The organism is Streptomyces sp. NPDC021622, assembly GCF_040640795.1.
GTDB lineage: Bacteria > Actinomycetota > Actinomycetes > Streptomycetales > Streptomycetaceae > Streptomyces.
In genome coordinates this window covers 773344-797401 of record NZ_JBFACK010000001.1, presented here as the reverse complement: position 1 = coordinate 797401, position 24058 = coordinate 773344, and the positions used below count along the sequence as shown (strand labels likewise).

At 70.7% G+C, this 24058-nt stretch carries 19 protein-coding genes; 4 read left to right on the top strand and 15 right to left on the bottom strand.

The window, feature by feature from the left end:
* Positions 1–3 precede the first annotated feature (3 nt).
* On the top strand, positions 4–2298 hold the full coding sequence (locus AB0G47_RS03570; RefSeq protein WP_360763604.1) for an FtsX-like permease family protein: 2295 nt from the start codon (positions 4–6) through the stop codon (positions 2296–2298).
* 49 nt (positions 2299–2347) lie between these two features.
* Here AB0G47_RS03570 and AB0G47_RS03565 read toward each other — a convergent pair whose 3' ends face one another.
* A complete protein-coding gene (locus AB0G47_RS03565) occupies positions 2348–3877 on the bottom strand; it encodes a HAMP domain-containing sensor histidine kinase (protein WP_360763602.1) in 1530 nt (509 codons plus the stop codon).
* A gap of 13 nt (positions 3878–3890) precedes the next feature.
* Positions 3891–4604 carry a response regulator transcription factor gene (locus AB0G47_RS03560; RefSeq protein ID WP_360763600.1) on the bottom strand — a complete coding sequence of 238 codons (714 nt, stop codon included), beginning with the start codon at positions 4602–4604 and terminating at the stop codon, positions 3891–3893.
* 179 nt (positions 4605–4783) lie between these two features.
* Between AB0G47_RS03560 and AB0G47_RS03555 the strand changes: the two genes are divergently transcribed.
* Both AB0G47_RS03555 and AB0G47_RS03550 read left to right on the top strand, forming a co-directional pair.
* Positions 4784–5395: a carbonic anhydrase gene (locus AB0G47_RS03555; protein WP_360763598.1), complete on the top strand. Its 612-nt coding sequence runs from the start codon at positions 4784–4786 to the stop codon at positions 5393–5395.
* A complete protein-coding gene (locus AB0G47_RS03550; protein WP_360763596.1) occupies positions 5395–7017 on the top strand; it encodes a SulP family inorganic anion transporter in 1623 nt (540 codons plus the stop codon). Before AB0G47_RS03555 ends, AB0G47_RS03550 begins: the two co-directional genes overlap by 1 nt.
* Before the next feature lie 30 nt (positions 7018–7047).
* Here the strand turns inward: AB0G47_RS03550 and pgi are convergent, their stop codons facing one another.
* From pgi to AB0G47_RS03485, 13 genes are all read right to left on the bottom strand, one after another.
* Entirely contained in the window at positions 7048–8700 is a 1653-nt protein-coding gene (pgi, locus tag AB0G47_RS03545) for a glucose-6-phosphate isomerase (protein ID WP_360763594.1), read from the bottom strand.
* Positions 8701–8898: 198 nt separating this feature from the next.
* Positions 8899–9234, bottom strand: a complete 336-nt coding sequence (locus tag AB0G47_RS03540; protein ID WP_078077905.1) for an RNA polymerase-binding protein RbpA — start codon at positions 9232–9234, stop codon at positions 8899–8901.
* 192 nt (positions 9235–9426) lie between these two features.
* Complete coding sequence (gene secG, locus AB0G47_RS03535) at positions 9427–9657, bottom strand: preprotein translocase subunit SecG (RefSeq protein ID WP_135329442.1); 231 nt, start codon at positions 9655–9657, stop codon at positions 9427–9429.
* Positions 9658–9788: 131 nt separating this feature from the next.
* Positions 9789–10565: a triose-phosphate isomerase gene (gene tpiA, locus AB0G47_RS03530; RefSeq protein WP_266868272.1), complete on the bottom strand. Its 777-nt coding sequence runs from the start codon at positions 10563–10565 to the stop codon at positions 9789–9791.
* 6 nt (positions 10566–10571) lie between these two features.
* Entirely contained in the window at positions 10572–11783 is a 1212-nt protein-coding gene (locus AB0G47_RS03525; RefSeq protein WP_360763591.1) for a phosphoglycerate kinase, read from the bottom strand.
* Positions 11784–11889: 106 nt separating this feature from the next.
* Positions 11890–12900: a type I glyceraldehyde-3-phosphate dehydrogenase gene (gene gap / locus AB0G47_RS03520; RefSeq protein ID WP_360763590.1), complete on the bottom strand. Its 1011-nt coding sequence runs from the start codon at positions 12898–12900 to the stop codon at positions 11890–11892.
* 177 nt (positions 12901–13077) lie between these two features.
* Positions 13078–16032 (bottom strand): M14 family zinc carboxypeptidase, encoded by a 2955-nt coding sequence (locus AB0G47_RS03515; RefSeq protein ID WP_360763588.1) that lies wholly within the window; start codon positions 16030–16032, stop codon positions 13078–13080.
* Between the two features lie 196 nt (positions 16033–16228).
* Positions 16229–17230, bottom strand: coding sequence for a DNA-binding protein WhiA (gene whiA / locus AB0G47_RS03510; protein ID WP_360763586.1), 1002 nt, complete (start codon positions 17228–17230; stop codon positions 16229–16231).
* Positions 17221–18228 carry a uridine diphosphate-N-acetylglucosamine-binding protein YvcK gene (gene yvcK, locus AB0G47_RS03505; protein WP_360763584.1) on the bottom strand — a complete coding sequence of 336 codons (1008 nt, stop codon included), beginning with the start codon at positions 18226–18228 and terminating at the stop codon, positions 17221–17223. Before yvcK ends, whiA begins: the two co-directional genes overlap by 10 nt.
* On the bottom strand, positions 18225–19160 hold the full coding sequence (gene rapZ / locus AB0G47_RS03500; RefSeq protein ID WP_360763583.1) for an RNase adapter RapZ: 936 nt from the start codon (positions 19158–19160) through the stop codon (positions 18225–18227). Before rapZ ends, yvcK begins: the two co-directional genes overlap by 4 nt.
* Positions 19157–21253, bottom strand: coding sequence for an excinuclease ABC subunit UvrC (gene uvrC / locus AB0G47_RS03495; protein ID WP_360763581.1), 2097 nt, complete (start codon positions 21251–21253; stop codon positions 19157–19159). Before uvrC ends, rapZ begins: the two co-directional genes overlap by 4 nt.
* A 190-nt stretch (positions 21254–21443) precedes the next feature.
* The gene (locus tag AB0G47_RS03490; protein ID WP_360763957.1) at positions 21444–22241 is read right to left on the bottom strand and encodes a hypothetical protein; all 798 of its coding nucleotides are present in this window, start codon (positions 22239–22241) and stop codon (positions 21444–21446) included.
* A gap of 5 nt (positions 22242–22246) precedes the next feature.
* Positions 22247–22855 carry a papain-like cysteine protease family protein gene (locus AB0G47_RS03485; RefSeq protein ID WP_360763578.1) on the bottom strand — a complete coding sequence of 203 codons (609 nt, stop codon included), beginning with the start codon at positions 22853–22855 and terminating at the stop codon, positions 22247–22249.
* Positions 22856–23084: 229 nt separating this feature from the next.
* Here AB0G47_RS03485 and AB0G47_RS03480 point away from each other — a divergent pair, with 229 nt between their 5' ends.
* The gene (locus AB0G47_RS03480) at positions 23085–24041 is read left to right on the top strand and encodes a hypothetical protein (protein WP_360763577.1); all 957 of its coding nucleotides are present in this window, start codon (positions 23085–23087) and stop codon (positions 24039–24041) included.
* The last annotated feature ends 17 nt before the right edge of the window (positions 24042–24058 follow it).

Genomic DNA, 24058 nt, shown 5'->3' with positions numbered 1-24058 from the left:
CCCATGCGGGCCACCCTGCGCTGGGCGCACGCCGATCTGCGGACGCACCGTGGCGAGGCGCTGTTCATCGTGCTCGCCACCGCCGGGATCGTCGCATCGCTGCTCCTTGCGTCGGCGCTCTTCGGGTACGCCACCAACCCCTGGCAGCGCGTCTTCACCCAGTCACGGGGCGCGCATGTGTGGATCCACACCGGGGCCGACACCGACGCAGGACGGCTGGCTCGTCTCGGCGGCGTCGAGTCCGTCTCCGGGCCGTACCGGACCGCCGCGACCGCCGTCGAGTCGCACGGCGCACGTGCCTCCGTCGAACTGCGCGCAGCCACCGGCGCACCGCCCGCCACCGGGCGGCCCCTGCTGACCTCCGGCCGCTGGCTCGACCCGGCCACTCCGGACGGCGTCGTCCTCGAGCACGGCCTCGCCCGCGCGCTGTGGGCCGAGCCCGGCGACACCTTGAAGCTGCCCGGCACCGCACGCACCCTGACCGTCCTCGGCGTCGCCGACAGCGCCGAGCCCGGCTACAGCCCCGGGGAGCGGTCCGGACTCGTCTGGGCGCCCCCGTCCGTCGTGCAGCGGACCGAGGGTCGCTCGGGCCAGGTCGTCGGCCTTCGCCTCGCCGACCCCGGCGACACGGACTACGCGGTGCAGCGCGCCGTCACGACCCTGGGCGCCGGAGCGGTCACCCAGGTCTCCCACTGGCAGCAGGCACGCGCGGAGGCCCAGGGCGGCAACCGGCTGCTCGGCCAGGTGCTCGGCCTCTTCGGCCTGGGAGCCCTGGTGGCCGCCGCCCTCGCCGTGTACGGCGCCATCGACACCCGTATCCGGGGCCATCTGCGCGACATCTCGGTCCTGAAGGCCATCGGCTTCACCCCCGGCCAGGTGGTGCGCAGCTTCCTCGTCCAGCATCTGGCGTACGCCCTGCTCGGCGCCGCGGTGGCGACGGCTCTGATCCAGACGCTGGGCAGCCGCGTCCCGGGGCGGCTCGGCGACGCGGTCGGCGTGTGGCAGGGGCTGCCGGAGCATACGGCGGCCCTGTTCGGGGTGCCGGCCGCCGCGGTCCTCTTCATCGGCGCCATGACGGGGCTCGCCGCGTGGCGGGCCGGGCGGGTGCCGTCGGTGCCCGTGCTTCGGGCCGCGGTGGCGCCCGGCGGCCGTCTGTCCGGCGTGGCGCGCGGGGCACTGGGGCTGCGGCTGCCGCCCGCACTGGTCCTCGGCTGGCACAAGGCGTTCACGCGGCGGCCGCGCTCCCTGTCCGCGATCGCCCGCCTCGCCCTGCCGCTCCTGCTGATCGTGGTCGCGCTGAGCGCCTGGACCACCATCGACCGGTTCCACGACAGGCCCCAGGAGCTCGGCCTCGCGGCGGCGCTCACCGCCCGCGCCGACGAGGACCTGACCGACTCCGGGGCGCGGGACCTGCTCGCCGGAAACCGGCAGGTCACCGGGGTCCATCCGGGCATCGAGGTGGCGGCCCTCGTCCCCGGCCAGACCGGCACCATCGCGCTGCGCGGCCTGGGCACGCACCAGAACCCGTACCCCTTCACGCTGGCCGAGGGCCGCCCGGCGCGCGGCCCGGACGAGGCGGTGGCCGGTCAGGGGCTCCTCGACGCACTGGACGTACGCGTCGGTGACTGGGTGCGGATGACGGTGGGCGGGCGCCCGCAGATCCTGCACATCGTGGGCCGCAACATCGAGCCGGAGAACAGCGGCCGGATCATCTCCACCTCGCTCGACACGCTGCGGGAGAACGACCCGAAGCTCCGGCCCACGCTCTACCAGCTGCAGCTGCGCCCCGGCGCGGATCCCGCAGCGGTCGGCGCGGAGCTGACGAGGACCTCGCGGGGACAGCTCGACGTCCAGGCCGTGACCAACCCGGCCGACGGGCTCTCGCCCCTGCGCTCGGTGGTCATCGGTCTGATCGCCGTCCTTGCCCTGATCGGGCTCATCGAGCTGCTGACCGCGATCGGCGGCACGGTGCGCGAGGGGGAACGGGATCTGCTCGCCCTCAAGGCGATCGGCCTGTCACCACGGCAGATCACGGCGGTCGCGGTGACGGCGACGGGGTGCACCGCCCTCGCTGCCGCGCTCACCGGCACGGCACTCGGGCTGCCCATCGCGCACTGGCTGATCGACGCCCAGGGGCGGTCGAACGGCATCGGCGCCGGTATCGCCCGGATGCCGTCCCCCGCTCTGCTCATCCTCTTCGGCTCGGCCGCGGTCCTTGGAGCCGCCGCCCTTGCCGCGCTCCCGGCGTCGCGAGCGGCCCGGCGCCGCCTCGCGGACACGCTGAGCGCGGTCGCCTGAGGCCTGAGCTCTGTGCGGTGGTGCGCCCCCTGCTTCGGCTGGGGTTGATTCAAGGCCTGGCCGCCCACGGCCGGGCCCGTCGGCCATCGGGGTGCGCCGTGGCCGCTCGGTCCTCGCGCCGTCGCCAGGTGACGGCGCTCGTCGCACGGACCAGCGTCACCGCCGCGTCGACCCCGGAACCCGGTGCCTGATCCAGGCGGGCGTCACCGCCTGCCGCCCGTGCCAGGCGCCGGACGAGCGGCAGGCCAAGACCGGACCCGCCCTTGGGCGCGTCCGAGGCCCGCCAGAACCGGTCGAAGGCACGCTCGCGCTCCTCCGGCGAGAGCCCCGGCCCTTCGTCGATCACATGCAGCTCGACCAGCTGCGGCGGGGCGCCGTCCTCCTGGGTCCCGCGGATACGGCGGGCACGCCGGCCCAGCCTGTGGCGCGGGCGCACGACGTGGGTGCGGACGGTGACCGTGCCGCCCGTCGGGCAGACCCGTACGGCGTTGGACAGCAGATTGTCCAGGATCTGCTCCACCGCGCCCGGCAGCGCCCAGACCCGGCCCGCCGCCTCACCTGCCGCGACCAGCCAGACACCGGATGCCGCCGCGACCGGCGCCCACGAAGCGACGCGCTCGGCGACGACGGCGTCCACGGCGATCGGTTCGGGCGCGCTGCCGGCCTCTTCCAGGCGGGACAGGGCAAGGAGCGTCTCCGCCGTCCGGGCAAGACGGTCGGTCTCCGCGAGGGCCGCCTCCAAGTCCCGCCGTGCGCGCGGCGCGAGGTCCTGTTCCAGGTTCTCGAGGCGCAGCCGCAGCGCCGCCAGCGGCGTCTTGAGCTGGTGGGAGGCCTCGCCCGCGAAGGCCCGCTGGGCGGCAAGCAGATGACCCAGGCGCCGGGCGGTCATGCGCAGCGTCTCGGTGAGCCGACGGATCTCGGGCGGCCCGGTCGTCCGGCGGGCGGGCACGACAAGATCGCCGCCCGCCGCGACCCGCGCCGCCGCTTCCTGGAGCGCAAGGACCGGGCGGCTGATCCAGCGCGCCATGGCGAACGCCACCACTGCGGCGACCGCGAGGACACCTGCCCCGACCGCCCCCAGGTACAGCCACACCGCACGGCTTTCGACCATGATCTGCGCACGCGGCACGGTGATCCGTACCGCGCCGCGCGACGCCGGGCCGGGGCGGGTGGGCACGGCCAGGTGCACGACCGCTTCGCCCCCGGCCGACCCATGGCGTACGCCCGCCGATGAGCCGCCGCCCAGTGCCGTGACGATCTCGGGCTGCCGCGCCACCTTCCGGAGCTCACGCTCGCCGAATCCCGGCGAGGCGGCCAGGAGTTGGCCCCGGACGTCCACGACGACGACTTCGCCGCCGATGCGTCCCGCCGTGTCGCGGGCCAGGGCGGGCAGCCGTTCCGGGGCACCTGCCTCGATCAACTGGTCGGCGTAGGCGGCGAACACCTCGGCGTTGCCCTCCAGCGCGGCCAGTGCCCGGGTCTCCTCCGAGCGCAGGTAGAAGCGGCCGAGCGGCACTTCCAGCACGATCAGGGCCAGCGCGGCGAGCATGAGGTAGCTGCGCAGCAGGCGGTAGCGCACGTCCCTGGCCTCCTCAGCCGCCCGGCGCGACCAGCCGGAACCCCACTCCGCGCACCGTTTCGATCCATGCGGAATCGCCCAACTTGCGCCGCAGCGCGGCCACATGGACATCGAGGGTCTTGGTCGATCCGAAGAAGTCCGCCTCCCACACCGCCTCCAGGAGCAGTCTGCGCGGGAACACCGCGCCCGGGTCCTGCATCAGGAGCGCAAGGAGGTCGAACTCCTTCGGGGTCAGGGCCACGCCCTGGCCCGCCATGTGCACGTGGCGGGTGCGCCGGTCGACGGTGAGCGGTCCTGCGACGAGAGGGCCGGGCGGCGCCGGTACGGGAGCAGGGGCCTGGGCCCGGGTCGGTACGGCGGTCGAGGCCTGCGCCGGGGCGGCCGTGCGCCGGGTCACCGCCCGCATCCGCGCGACCAGTTCGCGCAGCGAGAACGGCTTCCCCAGGTAGTCGTCCGCACCGAGTTCCAGGCCCACGATGCGGTCGGCCTCACCACCGCGCGCGGTCAGCATGATGATCGGCACCGGGGAGACCTGACGCAGCCCGCGGCACACGTCGATGCCGTCCATGTCCGGCAGCCCCAGGTCGAGCAGCACGAAGTCGCCGGGCGGCGTGCTCAGCGCCTCCGCGCCCGTGGCACACCGCGTGACGGTGAAGCCGTACCGGCCAAGGCCGTCGGCCAGCGGCTCGGCGATCGTCTCGTCGTCCTCCACCAGCAGCACTCGCATGCCCCGGAAGGTACAGCAGCCGTCTTACCCCAACGGGCTCGGACGGGGCGGGAGTTAAGGCAAGTACAGGGACGGCCCAGGAGTTCGCCAAGGTCCGTCCAGCGCTCGGCCAGAGCCCTCCCGTGGCCGCAAAGCCGCTGGTTAGCGTCCTGATCACCCGAAACGAAAGGAGCGCGTCCATGCAGCAACTACTGGAGCGTGCACAGTCGTTCAGGCATCACGTGAGCGCCGACAGTGACAAATATCGCAGGCTCGCCGAGGGCCAGGCACCCCAGGCGCTGTTCATCACCTGCTCGGACTCGCGGGTGGTCCCGGCCCACATCACGGGTGCCGGGCCCGGCGACCTCTTCGAACTGCGCACCGCCGGGAGCATCGTGCCTCCGTACGACCACAGCCCGGCGTGCAGCGAGGCCGCCACCATCTCGTACGCCGTGGAGGTGCTCGGCGTCCGCGACATCGTCGTCTGCGGCCACTCGCACTGCGGGGCGCTCGACGCCCTGGTCAGCGGCACCGACCTCGCGGGGCTTCCGGGTCTCGGCCGCTGGCTGGACCTCGCCCGGCCCGCACTGGGCCTCGGCCGTCCCGGGGTCGGCAGCTCTTCCGAGACGGCTTACGACCCGGCGCTGACCCGCCAGGTGCGCCGGCATGTGGCCGCCCAGCTCACCACCCTCGCCACCTATCCGTCCGTCCGGCCCGGCGTCGAACGCGGTGAGGTGCGGCTGCACGGCTGGTTCTACCGGATCGACACGGGCGAGGTCGACATACTCAACTGGTCTGCGGGTGAAGGCTGATGGGGTCCGGACGCCATGCCAAGCGCCCCGCTCCCGCAGGACGGGGCGCGCCCGCAGGACCGGGCACATCCGCGCCGCCGCCGTCAGGGGGTGTGATCGCCACCGACGTCGTCGCCTCCCTCGTCGTGTTCCTGGTGGCGCTGCCCCTGTGCATCGGCGTCGCCGCCGCCTCCGGGGTGCCGGTGGCACTCGGCATCGTCTCCGGAATCGTCGGCGGCCTCGTCGTCGGCTTCCTGCCCGGCAGCAACCTCCAGGTCAGCGGGCCGGCCGCCGGACTCGCCGCGCTGGTCCTCGAGGCCGTCACCGACCACGGCCTGGAGATGCTGGGTCCGATCGTGCTCGCCACCGGCCTCCTCCAGATGCTGCTCGGCGCCCTCAAGGCGGGCCGCTTCTTCCAGGCCATCCCGGTGTCGGTGATCGGCGGCATGCTCGCCGGCATCGGACTCCCGCTCATCCTCGGCCAGTTGTACGCCCTCACCGATCACGCCCAGCTCGGCAACGCGCTCAAGAACGCCGCGGGACTGCCCGCCCTGTTCTCCGACACCTTCGCCGACCGGTCCGCGACCCAGGCCCTGGTGCTCGGGGCACTCGCCGTCACCATCTGCGCACTGTGGAAGAAGGTCCCGAAACCGCTCGGCGCGCTGCCCGCGCCGCTCGTCGCCGTCGCCCTGGGCGCACTGCTCGCCGCGCTGCTTGGGATGCGCGTGAAGACCGTCGACTTCGGCAGCCTCGGGAACGCCGTACTGATCCCGGGCCCGGAGAGGTTCGCGGGGCTCGCGGACCCGGCGGTCCTCGGCGTCGTGGTGACGTTCACCGTGATCGCCTCCGCCGAGAGCCTGTTCAGCGCCGCGGCCGTGGACCGGATGCACAGCGGGCCGCGTACCCGGTACAACCCCGAACTGTTCTCCCAGGGCGTCGGCAACGCCGTCGCGGGCGCGCTCGGCGCCTTGCCGGTCACCGCCGTCATCGCGCGCAGCTCGGCCAACGTCCAGGCGGGCGCCACGACCAAGGTGTCCCGTGTCCTGCACGGCGCCTGGCTGCTCGGCTTCGGCCTGCTGCTTCCGGGAGTGCTCGGGCTGATCCCGGTGTCCGTACTCGCCGGAATCCTGGTGCACAGCGGCTGGAAGCTGCTCGACCCGGGCCAGTTCCCCAAGATGTGGCGCAAGGACCGGGGCGAGGGCGTCGTCATGGTCGTCACCACGGGCGCCATCGTGGTCGGCAACCTGCTGGAGGGCGTGCTCGCCGGCGTCGCGGTGGCGATCCTGCTCGCGGCGGTAAGGATGTCGCGCGTACGCGTGGACACCGTCACCGAAGGCGACAGCGCACTCCTCGTGATGAGCGGCAACGCCACCTTCCTGCGGCTCCCCCAGCTCATCGCCACGCTGGAACCCCTGTCGGCCCGCTCCGGTGTCCAGCTCGACCTGACCGCCGTCTCCCACCTGGACCTCGCCTGCCGCGAGGAGGTCGAGGAGTGGGCACAGCGACAGCGCGGCAAGGGAGCGGCGGTGGAGGTGCTGCTGCCCAGGACGGCCGCTGAGCCGTGGCAGCGTCCGACATCCCTGCCGGGACAACAGGATGCGGACCTGCGCCCCCTCGGCCCCCGGCAAGGCGGTCGGTCCTGACGCACGCCTTGCCGGGGGCCCTGTTCAGGCTCAGCGCCCGCGCAGATCCCGGTACTTGGCGACCAGCGCGGTCGTCGACCCGTCCAGGTCCGGCACCTCGGCGCCCTCGGTCAGGGCGGGCTCGATGCGCTTGGCGAGCACCTTGCCGAGCTCGACGCCCCACTGGTCGAAGGAGTCGATGTTCCACACCGCGCCCTGCACGAACACCTTGTGCTCGTAGAGCGCGATGAGTTGGCCGAGAACCGACGGCGTCAGTTCCTTCGAGAGGATCGTCGTCGTCGGGTGGTTGCCCCGGAACGTCTTGTGCGGGACGAGCTCCTCCGGCACACCCTCGGCGCGCACCTCGTCCGGCGTCTTGCCGAAGGCCAACGCCTGGGTCTGCGCGAAGAAGTTGGCCATCAGGAGGTCGTGCTGGGCGACCAGGCCCGGCAGCAGATCACCGACGGGCTCGGCGAAGCCGATGAAGTCCGCGGGGATCAACTTCGTGCCCTGGTGGATGAGTTGGTAGTACGCGTGCTGCCCGTTCGTACCGGGCGTGCCCCAGACCACCGGTCCCGTCTGCCAGTCGACCTTCTCGCCGTCACGTCCGACCGACTTGCCGTTGGACTCCATGTCCAGCTGCTGGAGGTACGCGGTGAACTTGGAGAGGTAGTGCGAGTACGGCAGGACCGCGTGCGCCTGGGCGTCGTGGAAGTTGCCGTACCAGATGCCCAACAGGCCAAGGAGCAGAGGCACGTTGGACTCGGCGGGCGCGGTGCAGAAGTGCTCGTCGACGAGGTGGAAGCCGTCCAGCATCTCGCGGAAGGCATCCGGGCCGATGGCGAGCATCAGCGACAGGCCGATCGCCGAGTCGAACGAGTAGCGGCCGCCGACCCAGTCCCAGAACTCGAACATGTTGGCCGTGTCGATGCCGAAGTCGGCGACCTTCTCGGCGTTCGTCGAAAGCGCCACGAAGTGCTTGGCGACCGCGCTCTGGTCGGCACGCAGGCCGGTCAGGAGCCAGTCGCGCGCGGAGGTGGCGTTCGTGATCGTCTCGATGGTGGTGAAGGTCTTCGAGGCGATGATGAACAGCGTCTCGGCCGGGTCCAGGTCCCGCACGGCCTCGTGCAGGTCGGCGCCGTCGACGTTGGACACGAAGCGCACGGTGAGGTCACGGTCGGTGAAGGAGCGCAGGACCTCGTGGGCCATGGCGGGACCGAGGTCCGAGCCGCCGATGCCGACGTTCACGATGTTCTTGATGCGCTTGCCGGTGTGCCCGGTCCACCCGCCGGAGCGGACCTGCCCGGCGAAGACGGCCATCTTGTCGAGGACGGCGTGCACGGCCGGCACCACGTTCTCGCCGTCGACCTCGATCACCGCGTCGCGCGGGGCGCGCAGCGCGGTGTGCAGGACCGCACGGTCCTCGGTGGTGTTGATCTTCTCGCCGCGGAACATGGCGTCCCGGAGCCCGAAGACGTCCGTCGCGGCGGCGAGCTCGCGCAGCAGTGCCAGCGTCTCGTCGGTGACGAGGTGCTTGGAGTAGTCGACGTGCAGGTCGCCGACCTGGAGGGCGTATCCCGTACCGCGCGCCGGATCCTGCGCGAAAAGATCACGCAGCTGCACCTCCCCCAGCTGCTCCCGGTGCTTGCTGAGCGCCGCCCACTCGGGCGTCTGGTTGAGCCGCGCGCGGCTTTCTGCGTTCATTTCGGACTTCAGCCTTCTCTCGTACCTATGTACGTACCTTGCCCCGCTGCACGGTCCAACCTAATTGATCAGGGCCCGGTATGAGATGTCTGCAGCTATCTGTCCGCACACGTGCCGGTAAACGTCACATGAAAGGCCGACCGGCCCATGAAAAGCGCAGCGGCCGAACACCCTCAGGTGTCCGGCCCTTCGCAAGTCCTAGATCTCGCCCCGCAGTTTGGCGAGCGCCTCCGCGAGAATGGCCTCGCCGTCCGCGTCGCTGCGCCGCTCCCGTACATACGCCAGGTGCGTCTTGTACGGCTCGGTGCGGGGCGGGTCCGGCGGGTTGTCCCGGTCCTGACCGGCCGGGAAGCCGCAGCGGGGGCAGTCCCAAGTATCGGGAACCTGCGCGTCGCTGGCGAAGCTGGGCACCGTCTCGTGTCCGTTGGAGCACCAGAAGGAGATGCGCAGTCGCGGCGCGGACTCACCGCGCTCGGCCTCGCCCATCGGCCCCGCCCCGACCCGACTTCCTCGGATCGCGTTGCCACTTGCCACGGTCGTAACTCCCTGCGTGATGGTGCTGCTGCGGGCGCCTCAGTCTACGTAAGGCCCAACGCGCGTCCAGTGTTTGGAGTTACACCCCGCCCCGAGACGCAAGCCCCATGATAATCCGCGCTGGAGAGCACGCACCGTACATGGGGCTTTCAGCGATGATTTCGCAAGGTGGTAATCAAGCCGCTTTCGCGGTCAGTTGTTCACCTTCATCAACAGGCCGAGCACGACAATGCACGCGAACCAGAGAAGACCGACCACGACGGTGATGCGGTCGAGATTGCGCTCGGCGACCGACGAGCCACCGACGGACGACTGCATGCCGCCACCGAACATGTCGGAGAGGCCGCCGCCCTTGCCCTTGTGCATCAGCACCAGCAGCATCATCAGCAGGCTGAAGACGATGAGGGCGATCGAGAACCCCATAACCACGGCTGGACCAACTTCCTCGGATCAGAATCGACGACGGGGGCCGGTGCTCTTCTTCGTAGCCCTCGAGCTAGAAACTGGAGCCGCCGACCCCCGCAAGGGTACGTCGTAACGCCGCTACCGCATACTCACTGGTCGCTGAAGCGGACGATCTTGACGAACTCGTCCGTGTCAAGGGCGGCGCCGCCCACCAGGGCACCGTCGACATCGGGCTGCGCCATGATCGCGGCCACATTGCCGGACTTCACGGAGCCGCCGTACTGGATGCGCACCTTGTCGGCGAGCTCCTGCGAGTACAGCTCGGCCAGGCGGCCGCGGATCGCGCCGCAGACCTCCTGGGCGTCCTCGGGGGTCGCGACCTTGCCGGTGCCGATGGCCCACACCGGCTCGTACGCGATCACGATGGACTCGGCCTGCTCGGCGGGGATGCCCTTGAGGCCGCCGTCGATCTGGTTGAGCGTGTACTGGATCTGCTGGCCGGCCTCACGGATGTCGAGGCCCTCGCCGACGCAGAGGATCGGGGTCAGACCGTGCTTGTAGGCGGCCTTCACCTTGCCGTTGCAGACCTCGTCGGTCTCGTCGTGGTACTGGCGGCGCTCGGAGTGGCCCACGGCCACATACGTGCACTTCAGCTTGGCGAGCATCGGGCCCGAGATCTCGCCGGTGTACGCGCCGGAGTCGTGCGCCGAGATGTCCTGGGCACCATACTTGATCTTGAGCTTGTCGCCGTCGACCAGGGTCTGTACGGAGCGCAGATCGGTGAAGGGCGGCAGGACGGCGACCTCGACGGCCTCGTAGTCCTTGTCGGCCAGGGCGAAGGCGAGCTTCTGGACGTGGGCGATGGCCTCGAGGTGGTTGAGGTTCATCTTCCAGTTGCCCGCCATCAGCGGGGTACGCGTAGTCATCAGGTGTCAGTTCTCCAGTGCCGCGAGGCCGGGGAGCGTCTTGCCCTCGAGGTATTCGAGGGAGGCTCCGCCGCCGGTGGAAATGTGGCCGAATGCGTTCTCGTCGAAGCCCAGGATCCGGACGGCCGCGGCGCTGTCGCCACCGCCGACGACCGTGAAGGCCGGGGAGTCGAGGAGAGCCTGGGCGACCGCCTTGGTGCCCTCGGCGTAGTCCGGGTGCTCGAAGACGCCCATCGGGCCGTTCCAGAAGACGGTGGCCGCGTCGGCGAGCTTCGAGGCGTAGAGCTTACGGGTCTCGGGTCCGATGTCGAGACCCTCCTGGTCGGCCGGGATGGCGTCCGCGGCGACCGTGGTGGGGTTGGCCGGGGCCTTGGTCTTCAGGTCCGGGAAGTTCGGCGAGACCAGGACGTCGACGGGCAGGACGAACTCGACGCCCTTCTCCTCGGCGCGCTTGAGATAGCCGAGCACCGTCGGGATCTGGTCCTCCTGCAGGAGGGAGATGCCGACCTCGTGGCCCTGCGCCTTGAGGAAGGTGTACGCCATGCCGCCGCCGATGAGGATGCGGTCGGCCCGCTCCAGGAGGTGGTCGATCACGCCGAGCTTGTCGGAGACCTTGGCGCCGCCGAGGACCACGGCGTAGGGCCGCTGCACGTCCTCGGTGAGCTTCTTCAGGACGCCGACCTCGGTGGCGATGAGGTAGCCCGCGTAGCGCGGCAGGCGCGCCGGCAGGTCGTACACGGAGGCGTGCTTGCGGTGCACGGCACCGAAACCGTCCCCTACGTAGACATCCGCAAGGGCGGCGAGCTGGTCGGCGAAGGCGCCGCGCTCGGCGTCGTCCTTGGACGTCTCACCGGCGTTGAAGCGGAGGTTCTCGATGACGGCGACCTGGCCGGGCTGCAGTCCGTCCACCGCGTCGTGCGCGGCGGGGCCCACGGTGTCCTGCGCGAACGCGACGGGCGCGCCCAGGAGTTCACCGAGCCGCTCGGCGGCGGGAAGCAGCGAGAACGCCGGGTCCGGGGCGCCCTTGGGGCGGCCCAGGTGCGAGGCGACGACCACCTTGGCGCCCGCGTCCGCGAGCGCCTTGACGGTCGGCAGGACGGCGCGGATGCGGCCGTCGTCGGTGATGGTGCCGTCGGCGAGCGGCACATTGAGGTCGGCGCGGACGAAGACCCGCTTGCCTTCGACCCCTTCGGCGAGAAGTTCGTCGATCGTCTTCATGGCTGGACTCCAGGACTCCTTAAGAGGGCTGACGTGCAACAAGGCCCGGACCGCAGTATTGCGCGGTCCGGACCCTGTGCTCACATCGAGGTGCCTGCTCTGACGATCAGAGCTGGCCGCCGACGAAGACCGTGAGGTCGACGAGGCGGTTGGAGTAACCCCACTCGTTGTCGTACCAGCCGAGGATCTTCACCGACTTACCGTCCTGGACCATGGTCAGGGACGAGTCGAAGGTGCAGGACGCCGGGTCGCCGACGATGTCCGAGGACACGATCGGGTCCTCCGTGTAGTAGAGGACGCCCTTCAGGTCGCCGTCGTCGGCGGCCTTCTTGAACGCGGCGTTGACCTCGTCCTTGGTGACGTCGCGCTGCAGCTCGACGACCAGGTCGGTGGCCGACCCTGTCGGGACCGGCACGCGCATCGCGATGCCGTCGAGCTTGCCCTTGAGCTGCGGCAGGACCAGAGCGGTGGCCTTGGCGGCACCGGTCGTGGTCGGAATGATGTTCTCGGCGGCGGCGCGGGCGCGGCGCAGGTCCGAGTGCGGGAAGTCCAGGATGCGCTGGTCGTTGGTGTACGCGTGGACCGTGGTCATCAGGCCCTTGACGATGCCGAAGTTCTCGTCGAGAACCTTGGCCATCGGCGCCACACAGTTGGTGGTGCAGGACGCGTTCGAGATGATGTTGTGCTGCGCGGGGTCGTACTTGTCCTGGTTGACGCCCATCACGATGGTGATGTCCTCGTCCTTGGCCGGAGCCGAGATGAGGACCTTCTTGGCGCCGCCGGCGATGTGCTTCTCGGCGTCGGCCTTCTTCGTGAAGATGCCCGTGGACTCGATCACGATGTCGACGCCCAGCTGACCCCAGGGGATGTCCGCGGGGTTGCGCTCGGAAAGGACCTTGATGGTGTGGCCGTCGACCGTGATGGTGTCCTCGGTGTGCGACACCTCGGCCTTGAGACGGCCCAGGATGGTGTCGTACTTCAGGAGGTGCGCCGTCGTCGCGGTGTCACCCAGGTCGTTGACAGCCACGATCTCAATGTCCGCACCCTGCTCGAGCAGCGCCCGGAAGTAGTTGCGCCCGATGCGGCCGAAGCCGTTGATGCCTACGCGGATCGTCACGAACCGATCTCCTCGTTGGTACGCCGGTTTCAGACGCCGGCGAGATGTATGGGATGTCCCCGACCGCCTCCGACCCTACCTCTCTGATGGCCCCGAAGTGACATCGAGAGGGGGCTTCGGCGGCAGGTCGGCCCGTACTCGCCAGTAGGGGTACGGGCCACCTTTTGTCACGGAGCGTCAGCGGCTCAGATGTGCCAGGGAGGCGCCCATTAGAGCGGTGCGCTCTGGGCTTCCGGGCACATGCTCGAACCCGAAGCCGAGGAGCACGCTGTCACGCGCTGTGACGGCCGCGTGGGGCTTGTAGAGCTCCCCGGTGCGCGCCCAGTCGCCTGTGATATTGGGGCTCCCGGCCGGGGCCGGCGAGACGGCCCAGACACCGAGCCCGGACTCGAATCCTTCGGTCTCCGTCACGTTGCCGCCGACGACGAGCTGCGCGTTGTCGGCGAAGAGGCCGCGGCCTCCGGCGGAGGGGTCGGTGACGGAGCTGAGCGACACCTCGACCTTCTTGCCCGCGTAGGCGCTGAGGTCGAAGGCGACGGGCTTGAAGCCGCCCGCCGCGCCGGTGAAGCTGTTCCAGGCGCCGCTGCTGCCGCCGGCCGTGCAGCCGGTCGCCGTCTGCGTCAGGTAGTGGCGCAGGAACGGGTGGCCGTTGATGAAGAACCCGGCCCCGCACTCCGCGGGCACTGCGGTGGACGAGCCGCCGTTCTTGTCCGGCAGCGTGGTCCAGTCGTCGGCGCCCGGGGTGTGCGCCTCCAGGATCCCGTGGTCGTAGCCGGGCTCCAGGTTCCAGTTGAGCGCGAACCGCAGCTCCGGCTTGTCCGCCGCCGAGACCCCGGTCAGGTCGATGGTGCGGGTCAGCCGCTTCCAGTCCTGGTCGGCGTGGGTCGCCGATGCCATGCCCTGGCCCTCGAAGGGTGCGTACGGGTTGCTGAGTCCGGGGTAGCTGCCGGCGGCCGCGCTCTTGAACTGCGGGAAGTCGTCGGTGGGCAGGTTGTCGGACGTGACGGTGTAACGGCCCGCCTTGTCCAGGGGGTTGGCGCCGGCCGCCGCGAGCGGGGTCTTGACGCCGTCGAGCGCGCCGCTGCCGGCGAAGTTGTTGGCGCCGGGTGCGGAGAGGCGTTCGTACGCGCCCAGGTAGTACTGCGCGAAGTCGTCGGTGAGCGCGTCACCGAGGTCCACGTTGCCGCCCGTGCGCTCGCCGGACTCGATCAGCTTGCCGCCCTCGTTGAGGTAGGCGCGCAGGGCGAGTTGGGTGGGCGCGCCGGGTGCCGGGTCGCCGGTGTAGTGCACGACCGTCGAGAAGTGGCCGAGCACGCCCAGCGGGTGCGGGGCGCCCTTCCCCGCGACGTCCCAGACCGCGGCCGAACGCCCGTTGCCCTTGAGGGCGTCGACGTACTTCTGGGCCTGTGTCGCGGTGGCGCCTTCCTCGGCGACGACGAGCGTCTTCGCCTTGGGGCGTTCGGCGACGGTGTACGTGAAGTGCTCGCTCTCCGTGCGGCCCTTCTTGGTGCGCCCGGTGAACCACACCTCGACCTTGTCGCCGACGCGCGCGTCCTCGACGGAGGCGCGGTACTGGTCGAAGTGCAGGTTGTCCTCGCCGCCGTACGTCTCGCCGCCCTTCCAGGCCCTGAGGTCGTCGTCGTGCGTACGGCCGCCGTTGACGCGGTAGTTGAGCTCCTTGTCGCGCACCGACTTGCGGGCGGTGACGGCGACCTCCTGGTCGGCTCCGCGCGCGTACGACGTCGTGAAGGCGTCCGGGGTGAAGTCGGGGGCCTCGACGCCGGGGACGGAGACCGGCTGGTCGGGGTGGGCGGCCGTCTCGGCGACGGCGAGCGCGAAGGGGATGTTCTTCGCGAACTCCTCCTGTATCAGCTTCTCGTCGTCCGGGAAGGTGAAGATCGAGGCACAGTCCTCGGGCTTCCAGGGGTCGTTCGGGTCGAGCGCGGAGACGGTCTGGCAAGTGGACATCTCCGGCGTGAACATCGAGATGCCGTTGATGTTGCCCGCGTGGCCGTCAGCCTCGCCGTTGGTGGTGTAGAGCTCGGAGGCCACCTGCGGGTGGTAGCCGGGGATCGCGGGCTTCTCCGGGGTGCCGGCGAGGGCCTTGTAGAGCACGTCGTCCGGGGTGGGCGTCGCGACCTGCCAGCCCACTCCGTAGAGGATCAGTTCGGCCGCCGAGTGGTAGTTGATGCCGTACTCGAAGCCGATGCGCTTCTGGAAGCGGTCGAGCGCCTTGGTCTCGGGCTCGGACATGGGTCCCGTGCCGCGGTAGGTCTCCGAGGAGGGCTTCGGGGACGAACCCTCGTTGTCGTAGCCCCACTTGTAGGCGAAGTTGCGGTTGAGGTCGACGCCGTCACCGGCGGCTATCTTGCCGTCGCCGTCGATGTCGCGGAGGTTCTTGCGCCACTGGCGGTTGCCGTCGGCGGCGTGCGTGAAGTCGTAGCCGTCGGGGTTGGCCGAGAGCACGAACCACAGCTCGGTGGAGTCGACCAGCTTGGTGATGCGCTGGTCCTTGCCGTAGTTGTCGAGATAGTGGTGGAGCAGGCGGCGGTTCATCTCGGGGGTGATCCACTCGCGCGCGTGCTGGTTGGAGAGGTAGAGCGTGGCGGGCTTGGAGCCGTCCTTGGACTTGCTCGCGCCCTTGGAGAGCTTGAGCGCGAGGATGTCCTGCCCCTTGAGCGTCTTGCCGATGGAGACGACCTTGGTGAGCCCGGGGTGGGCCTGCCCGGTCTTGACGATCTCCTCCTTCAGGCCGCCCTTTCCGCCGTACGGCCGGAAGACGCCGTCCCCCGCGGCCTTGAGCTTCTTCTCCGTGCTCGCCGAGACCTTGTGCTCGGTGAGTTCGATGCCCTCGCGCTCGACGCCCTTGGCCTGCGCCTCGGTCAGATAGACCTGGACGCGGGCGGTGCCGCGCTCGGGCGCCTGGCCCGCGAGTTCATGGGCGTCCTGGCCCGCCTTCACCAGGATGGGGATCTGCTTCTTGGTGACGTCGGCTTCGTAGACCTTCACGGCCGCCGGATCGTCGGCGGCCGGGGCCTTCGGATCGGCCTGCGCGTGCGGCGCGGCGACGAGTCCGCCGATGAGCAGCGCGCCCGCGGCGACGACCGATCTGGCTCTCGCTCTTCGTCTCATGAGCCCCCCTTGCAGTTGTCCGGCACATATGTGCCGGACGCCAGGCTCGTGACACTTCATGATCATGTCAATATGGCGGGAAGGGGGACAAGGGGCGTTCAAGACGGGCATACGTAAGCCGCCGGTGCCCTGTGGGACACCGGCGGCTTACGTGGCGTATGTGACAGGTGGTGCGCAGACCCGCGAGCAGCGGCGCTCAGACCGCCATGTTGTCGGCGAGGCTGTCGGCGAGATCCTCGCTCAGGTTGGACTCCGTGCCCGGAATCCCCAGGTCCTGGGCCCGCTTGTCGGCCATCGCGAGCAGCCGGCGGATACGGCCCGCGACCGCGTCCTTCGTCAGCGCCGGGTCGGCGAGCGCGCCCAGCTCCTCCAGGGAGGCCTGCTTGTGCTCCATCCGCAGCCGCCCGGCGGCCGCCAGGTGCTCCGGGACCTCGTCGCCGAGGATCTCCAGGGCGCGCTGCACACGGGCGCCCGCGGCGACGGCCGCGCGGGCCGAGCGGCGCAGGTTGGCGTCGTCGAAGTTGGCCAGGCGGTTGGCGGTGGCGCGCACCTCGCGGCGCATCCGCCGCTCCTCCCAGGCCAGTACGGACTCGTGGGCGCCGAGCCGGGTGAGCAGCGCGCCGATCGCGTCACCGTCCCGGACCACGACACGGTCCACGCCGCGCACCTCGCGGGCCTTGGCCGCGATCTGCAGCCTGCGCGCGGCGCCGACCAGGGCGAGCGCGGCCTCTGGCCCTGGGCAAGTCACCTCCAGCGATGAGGAACGCCCCGGCTCGGTCAGGGAGCCGTGCGCCAGGAAGGCCCCGCGCCAGGCGGCCTCCGCGTCACAGGTGGCCCCCGAGACCACCTGCGGCGGCAGCCCTCTGATCGGGCGGCCGCGGCCGTCCACGAGACCCGTCTGCCGGGCCAGCTGGTCGCCGCCGGCCACCACGCGTACGACATAGCGCGAGCCGCGCCGCAGCCCGCCGGGGGCCATCACGATCAGCTCCGAGCTGTGCCCGAAGATCTCCAGGATGTCCCGCTTCAGCCGCCGTGCGGCCATCGCCGTGTCCAGCTCCGCCTCGATCACGATGCGGCCGCTCACCAGGTGAAGGCCGCCCGCGAACCGCAGGATCGCCGAGACCTCTGCCTTCCTGCAGCAGGTCCGGGTGACGGGAAGCCGGGAGATCTCGTCCTTCACCGCTGCCGTCATCGCCATGGGCCGATCCTTCCATGCATCCGAAAAATACGGTCGTACGCGGTGGCCAGGAGCTCCGGATCGTGCCTCGGAGTCCCGTCGGGCCGGGCCACCGGCGCCAGCTCGACCGTGGCGCCGAGCCGCTTGGCGGCATCGGTCAGTGACTCACGGTCGGGCACGGCGGCGTCGTCGGCCAGCACCACGTCCAGGGCGAGTTTAGGGGCGTGTCGGGCCAAAACCTCCAAATGACGCTGCGGAGAGAACCCATCGGTTTCACCGGGTTGCGGCGCGAGGTTCAGCGAGAGCACCCTGCGGGCCTTCGTCTCGATGAGCGCGTCGAGCAGTTCGGGGACCAGCAGATGCGGGATCACCGAGGAGAACCAGGAGCCGGGGCCGAGCACCACCCAGTCCGCGTCGAGGACGGCGGCGACCGCCTCGGGGACGGCCGGCGGGTCGTGCGGGACGACGTGCACGGACTGCACCTCACCCGGCGTGAGCGCCACCGTGGCCTGCCCGCGCACCGTGTCCACATCGTCCGGGCGCTCCGGGTCGTGGCCCTTGACCAGCGCCTGGAGCTCCAGCGGAACGGCCGACATCGGCAGTACGCGGCCCTGCGCGCCGAGCAGCTTGCCGACCAGGTCGAGCGCCTGGACATGGTCGCCGAGCTGCTCCCACAGGGCGACGATCAGCAGATTGCCGACCGCGTGCTCGTGCAGATCGCCCTGGGACTGGAACCGGTGCTGGATGACGCGGGCCCAGGTCTGGCCCCAGTCGTCGTCACCGCACAGGGCGGCGAGCGCCTTGCGCAGGTCGCCGGGCGGCAGCACGCCCAGCTCGTCGCGGAGCCGCCCGCTGGAGCCGCCGTCGTCGGCGACGGTGACCACGGCGGTGAGATCACCGGTGATGCGGCGCAGCGCGGTGAGCGAGGCGGACAGGCCCATTCCGCCGCCGAGCGCCACCACCTTGGGCTGAGCGCTGCGCTTGCGGCCAAGGCGGTTCAGCCGCAGGGAAGCCTTCACTCTCGCCCCATGTCCCGATGGACGAGGACGGTCTCTACGCCCTCGGAAGCGAGGCGCGCCGCGAGCTTCTCCGACATGGCGACGGAGCGGTGCTTGCCGCCCGTACAGCCGACCGCGATCGTCACGTAACGCTTGCCCTCGCGGCGGTACCCCGCGGCGATGAGCTGGAGCAGCTCGGCGTACCGGTCGAGGAACTCCTTGGCCCCGGGCTGGTTGAAGACGTAACCGGAGACCTCTTCGTTGAGCCCCGTGAAGGGGCGCAGCTCCGGCACCCAGTGCGGGTTGGGCAGGAAGCGGCAGTCCACGACCAGGTCGGCGTCGACCGGCAGGCCGTACTTGTAGCCGAACGACATGACCGTGGCCCGCAGCTCGGGCTCCTCGTCGCCCGCGAACTGGGCGTCCATCTTGGCGCGCAGCTCGTGCACGTTCAGGCTGGACGTGTCGATCACCAGGTCGGCGTCGCCGCGCAGCTCGCGCAGGAGCTCGCGCTCGGCCGCGATGCCGTCGACGATGCGGCCGTCGCCCTGCAGCGGGTGCGGGCGGCGCACCGACTCGAAGCGGCGCACCAGGGCGTCGTCCGAGGACTCCAGGAAGACGATCCTGCGGGTGACCTGCTTGGACTCCAGGTCCGCGAGGGACTGGCGCAGATTGTCGAAGAAGCGGCGGCCACGGACGTCGACGACGACCGCGATCCGCGCCACGTTGCCCTGCGAGCGGGCGCCGAGCTCCACCATCGTGGGGATCAGCGCGGGCGGCAGGTTGTCGACGACGAACCAGCCGAGGTCCTCGAGGCACTTCGCGGCCGTGCTGCGGCCTGCGCCCGACATGCCGGAGATGATCACCAGCTCGGGGATAGCCGCCTCGGCGGCCTCACCTGGCTCGATGGTCGTGCCCGTACTCACTTGCTCGCCGCCTTCATCGTGCTCGTTCATGTCTCCTGCCCCCGTCGCTCCTCTGAGGTGCCCGCGGTCACGGGTGCCTCGGTCTCACCGTTCGAGGCTCCCGCACGTACGGGTTCCTCGTCTTCAATGATCTCTCCGGTCGCCGTATTCACGGCGGGCGCCACGGGGGCCGCCGCGGCCAGGGCCGCGACGATCGTCTCGGCCGTCTTGCGGCCTACCCCCGGAACCTCGCAGATCTGCTCGATTGTCGCGGACCGGAGCTTCTTCACCGAACCGAAGTGCTTGATCAGCGTCTGCTTGCGCGCGTCGCCGAGGCCGGGCACGGCGTCCAGCGGTCCCGCCTTGAAGCGCTTGGCCCGCTTGGCCCGCTGGTAGGTGATCGCGAAGCGGTGTGCCTCGTCGCGCACCCGCTGGAGAAGGTACAGCCCCTCGCTGGTGCGCGGCAGGATCACCGGGTCGTCGTCGCCCGGCACCCAGACCTCTTCGAGGCGCTTGGCGAGGCCGCAGACCGCGATGTCGTCGATGCCGAGCTCGTCGAGGGCCCGCCGGGCCGCCGCGACCTGCGGCTGGCCGCCGTCCACGACGACGAGCTGCGGCGGGTAGGCGAAGCGCTTGGGGCGGCCGTCCTCCTCGGTCAGGCCGTTCGCCCCGCCGTTCGCCCCGCCGTTCGCCCCGCCGTTCGACTCGTCGACGACGCCTTCCTCGTCCAGCTCCCCCGTCTTCTCCTTGTCGGCGAGATAGCGCTTGAAGCGGCGGGTGAGCACCTCGTGCATGGAGCGGACGTCGTCCTGCCCCTCGAAGCCCTTGATCTGGAAGCGGCGGTACTCGCTCTTGCGGGCGAGGCCGTCCTCGAAGACGACCATCGATGCGACCACGTCGTCGCCCTGCAGATGCGAGATGTCGTAGCACTCGATGCGCAGCGGGGCGCTGTCGAGTTCCAGGGCCTCGGCGATCTCCTCCAGTGCGCGGGAGCGGGTGGTCAGGTCGGACGCGCGCTTGGTCTTGTGGAGCATCAGCGACTGCTGCGCGTTGCGCGCCACGGTCTCCATCAGCGCCTTCTTGTCGCCGCGCTGCGGGATGCGCAGGGATACGTTCGCGCCGCGCCGCTCGGTGAGCCACTCCTGGACGGGCTCTATCGGGTCGGGCAGCGCGGGCACGAGGACTTCCTTCGGTACGGAGTCCCCGCTCTCCTCGCCATAGAGCTGCTGGAGGGCGTGCTCGACGAGGTCACCGCTGGTGACCGCCTCGACCTTGTCGGTGACCCAGCCGCGCTGGCCCCGCACCCGGCCGCCGCGGACGTGGAAGATCTGGACGGCGGCTTCGAGCTCGTCCTCGGCGAGGGCGATCAGATCGGCGTCCGTGGCGTCGGCGAGGACGACGGCGCTCTTCTCCATGGCCTTCTTGAGGGCCTCGATGTCGTCGCGGAGGCGGGCCGCCTTCTCGTACTCCATCTCCTCGGCGGCGTCGGCCATCTGACGCTCGATACGGCGGATGTACGTGCCCGTGCGTCCGGTCATGAACTCGCAGAAGTCCTCGGCGAGTTCGCGGTGCTCCTCCGGGGAGACCCGCTCCACGCAGGGCGCCGAGCACTTGCCGATGTAGCCAAGGAGGCAGGGGCGGCCCGTGCGCTCGGCGTTCTTGAAGACCCCAGCGGAGCAGGTGCGGACGGGGAAGACGCGCAGGAGCAGGTCGACGGTGTCGCGGATGGCCCACGCGTGGCCGTAGGGGCCGAAGTAGCGCACGCCCTTCTTCTTGTGGCCGCGCATCACCTGCACGCGCGGGAACTCCTCGTTCATCGTCACCGCGAGATACGGATAGCTCTTGTCGTCGCGGTACTTGACGTTGAACCGGGGGTCGAACTCCTTGATCCAGCTGTACTCCAGCTGCAGCGCCTCGACCTCGGTGGACACCACCGTCCACTCGACGGACGCGGCGGTCGTCACCATCGAGGCGGTGCGCGGGTGCAGGTGGGAGAGGTCCTGGAAGTAGCTCGCCAGGCGCTGGCGCAGGCTTTTCGCCTTGCCCACGTAGATGACCCGGCGGTGTTCGTCGCGGAACTTGTAGACCCCCGGCGAGTCGGGGATCTGTCCCGGCTTGGGGCGGTAGCTGGAGGGGTCTGCCATGCCTCACACCCTACTGGCGGGGGGTGACAGTCCGGGGCTTGAGGGCGAGCTGTGCGCGACGGTCCCGCGATGCCTCGCGTCGCCGCCTCCTTCCCTCCGTCCGGTCTCGCGCCGCCTCTTCCCCGCCCTTGAAGCCCACCCGCCCTGAAGGGCGGGTGGGTGGGGAAGCCCGGCCGGAGGCCGGGCGAGGTCAGCCGTGCTGCCGGGTGCGATGGCGCAGAACGGCCACCCCGGAGAGGCCGAGGGCGACCAGTGCTCCCGCTCCGGCCACGGAGGAGGCAACCGTGACGGGACCGCCGGGCGAGGAGCCACCCGCCGGCTCACCAGCGGCCTCCTTCCGGGCGAAGCCCCCCGCCGCACCGGACTTCGCGTAGCCGCTGCCAGGCAACTTATCGGCGTACGCGTTGTGCACCCGCTTCTGATAGGCGGCAACCGGAATACCGCCGGAGCCCACGGCATGCTTCGCGTCGGCGTCCAGCGGCAGCACCCGCCCCCGCCCCTGGACGTACCAGGCGTCGATCTGCGGCTCGCGGAAAACGGTGCCTCCGGGGAGCTTCTTGGCGCCCACGCGCGCGTAGTGCGTCTCGTCGTCCCCGGTGGCGATGTTCACGACCTTCCAGGAACTGCCCCGCTCGACGGTCCACAGGGAGGCCTCCTGTCCGTCGGACGAGACCGCCTTGCTGGCGAGGAACTCCAGGCGGGCGACCGGCGCCCCCTTCTCGCCCGCGACGAACTCCGGGGAGAGGTAGTACACGGGCACGGCGTCGCCCTGGACGCGCGGGTCCGCCGCGGCCTTGGTGACGGCGCCGTCGCGGGCGAAGAAGCGGGAGAGGGTGTCCAGCGTCCCGGGCGAGCTCGCCGCCTTCCGGGCGGCCTCGCGCGCGGCGTCGGAGGGGCCGGAGTCCGCCGTGGCGTGCGGGGCGGCGAGACCGAGGAACAGGGTGGCGGCGGAGCCGGCGAGCACGGCTCTCAGCAGATGACGGCTCATCGCGCTCACGCCCCGATCCGGTACAGCGAGTGGGTCCAGGAGAAGGTGCCGTTGTCCACGTACCAGTCGTGCGAGGCCCAGTTGTAGCGGTCGCTTGAGGGCCAGGGGTCGCCCCAGTAGACCCAGCTCCGGGAATCGTCGTATCCGTAGAGGACGTGCATGTGGCCGCCGCCGCCCGACCACTGGATGCGGGTCTCCACGGGCCGGCCCGCGTTGATCTCGGCCTGCACGGTCGGGTAGCGCAGCCAACCGGACACATAGGAGCCGGAGTTGATGCCCGCCCATTCCAGGCCGTTCTGTACGTTGCCCAGCGTGGCCTGGCTGTTGGGGCACTCGGTGTTCTGGTTGCGCCCGAAGGCGGCGTTGCAGAACTGGTTCTGGCTGTACTTCTTGCCGTAGAAGGCGGCGATGGTGTTCCCGCCCGCGGCCCAGCACCAGTTGGTCTTCTCCTGGGCCTGCATCGTGATGTTCAGCCGCTTGGCGGCGAGGGCGGAGGGTCCTGGGGCCGGCTCGGCCGTGGCCGTCGCCGCCGGCGCGGCAACCAGCGCCACCGCCACGACGGCGACCGCGGACAACCGTCTGCGTCTGCTGTACCTGCTGTTTCTCTGGCGCATCGCGTTCCTCCCGAGTGGGGGCGAAGGGGTGGAGGAGCGCGTCCGGACGCTGCGATTGAGCATCGAGTGTTGTCCGGTACAGGTCAACACGGTTCAATGCGGGATTACTTGGGCCAGTGAACGGCGGCGTACGTATGTGAACACCCCTCGTACGCCCACCTGGTGGCCCGTTCCGACCGGCGCGTACGCCCGGGCGGCCGATGTGAATGTTCACAGAAGGGGCCTTGCGATGCGGCACGGCACACAGCTCGCGGAGGAGTCGCCTGCGGACCTGGAGACCGCGCTGCGCACCGGCCCCTTCCATGTGGCGCTACGGGCCGCGATCGCCGCCCGCCGCCTCCCCCTGCAACGGGTACGCCATCATCTCGCGCAGCACGGCGTCAACGTCGGGGTGACGAGCCTGAGTTACTGGCAGCAGGGTGCGCGGCGCCCGCAGCGCACCGAGTCGCTGCGCGCCGTACGCGCCCTGGAGGAGATCCTCCAGCTCCCCGAGGAGTCACTGATCCGGCTCCTCGCTCAGCCCGCCCATGCCTCGGGGAGCCCCGGCTGCGAACGGCCCGCCGCCCGCTCCTACCGCTCGCTCATCGAGGCCTCCGACGTCGTGCAGCGCCTGCTCGCCGACCTCGAATCCCCGCTCGACGGCGGTCTGCACACCGTCGGCCACCACGAGCGGGTGCGGATCGGCGCGCGCCGCGAGCTGCTCGGCCGCGACTCGCAGCACGTGGTGCGCTCCCACCGGGACGACGTGGACCGTTACCTCGCGATCTACCACGGCGATCCCGGCTGCGTACCCGAACACATCGGCGTACACGCCCTGGAGAACTGCCGCACCGGGCGAGTGCGGTGGCACCACGAGACGGGTGTGCTCGTCGCCGAGCTGCTCTTCGACGCGCGCCTGCGCGCGGGAGACACCCATCTGTTCCGCTACGGCTTCGAGGACGGCACGGCGGGCACCTCCACCGAGTATCTGCGCGGCTTCACCTACGCGGGCGGGCAGTACGCGCTGCAGGTGCGCTTCGACGAGGGAGCCCTGCCCCTGCGCTGCCACCGCTTCGCCCAGCATTCGGCGGCGGCGCCGCGCGGCGGCCGCCAGGAGCTGACACTGAGCGGCAGCCATCGGTCGGTGCACATCGTGGAGCAGCAGGTGCGGGCGGGGCTCCTGGGGATCGCGTGGGACTGGGAGTGAAGCGCCCGCCCGGTTGG

Excerpts from the sequence above, each read along its gene's own strand:
- AB0G47_RS03560 (WP_360763600.1), bottom strand. The coding sequence starts at position 4,604 with ATGCGAGTGCTGCTGGTGGAGGACGACGAGACGATCGCCGAGCCGCTG.
- AB0G47_RS03550 (WP_360763596.1), top strand. The coding sequence starts at position 5,395 with ATGGGGTCCGGACGCCATGCCAAGCGCCCCGCTCCCGCAGGACGGGGC.
- AB0G47_RS03480 (WP_360763577.1), top strand. The coding sequence starts at position 23,085 with ATGCGGCACGGCACACAGCTCGCGGAGGAGTCGCCTGCGGACCTGGAG.
- rapZ (WP_360763583.1), bottom strand. The coding sequence starts at position 19,160 with ATGAACGAGCACGATGAAGGCGGCGAGCAAGTGAGTACGGGCACGACC.
- AB0G47_RS03485 (WP_360763578.1), bottom strand. The coding sequence starts at position 22,855 with ATGCGCCAGAGAAACAGCAGGTACAGCAGACGCAGACGGTTGTCCGCG.
- whiA (WP_360763586.1), bottom strand. The coding sequence starts at position 17,230 with ATGGCGATGACGGCAGCGGTGAAGGACGAGATCTCCCGGCTTCCCGTC.
- uvrC (WP_360763581.1), bottom strand. The coding sequence starts at position 21,253 with ATGGCAGACCCCTCCAGCTACCGCCCCAAGCCGGGACAGATCCCCGAC.
- AB0G47_RS03515 (WP_360763588.1), bottom strand. The coding sequence starts at position 16,032 with ATGAGACGAAGAGCGAGAGCCAGATCGGTCGTCGCCGCGGGCGCGCTG.
- AB0G47_RS03570 (WP_360763604.1), top strand. The coding sequence starts at position 4 with ATGCGGGCCACCCTGCGCTGGGCGCACGCCGATCTGCGGACGCACCGT.
- AB0G47_RS03555 (WP_360763598.1), top strand. The coding sequence starts at position 4,784 with ATGCAGCAACTACTGGAGCGTGCACAGTCGTTCAGGCATCACGTGAGC.
- AB0G47_RS03490 (WP_360763957.1), bottom strand. The coding sequence starts at position 22,241 with ATGAGCCGTCATCTGCTGAGAGCCGTGCTCGCCGGCTCCGCCGCCACC.
- AB0G47_RS03525 (WP_360763591.1), bottom strand. The coding sequence starts at position 11,783 with ATGAAGACGATCGACGAACTTCTCGCCGAAGGGGTCGAAGGCAAGCGG.
- tpiA (WP_266868272.1), bottom strand. The coding sequence starts at position 10,565 with ATGACTACGCGTACCCCGCTGATGGCGGGCAACTGGAAGATGAACCTC.
- pgi (WP_360763594.1), bottom strand. The coding sequence starts at position 8,700 with ATGAACGCAGAAAGCCGCGCGCGGCTCAACCAGACGCCCGAGTGGGCG.
- secG (WP_135329442.1), bottom strand. The coding sequence starts at position 9,657 with ATGGGGTTCTCGATCGCCCTCATCGTCTTCAGCCTGCTGATGATGCTG.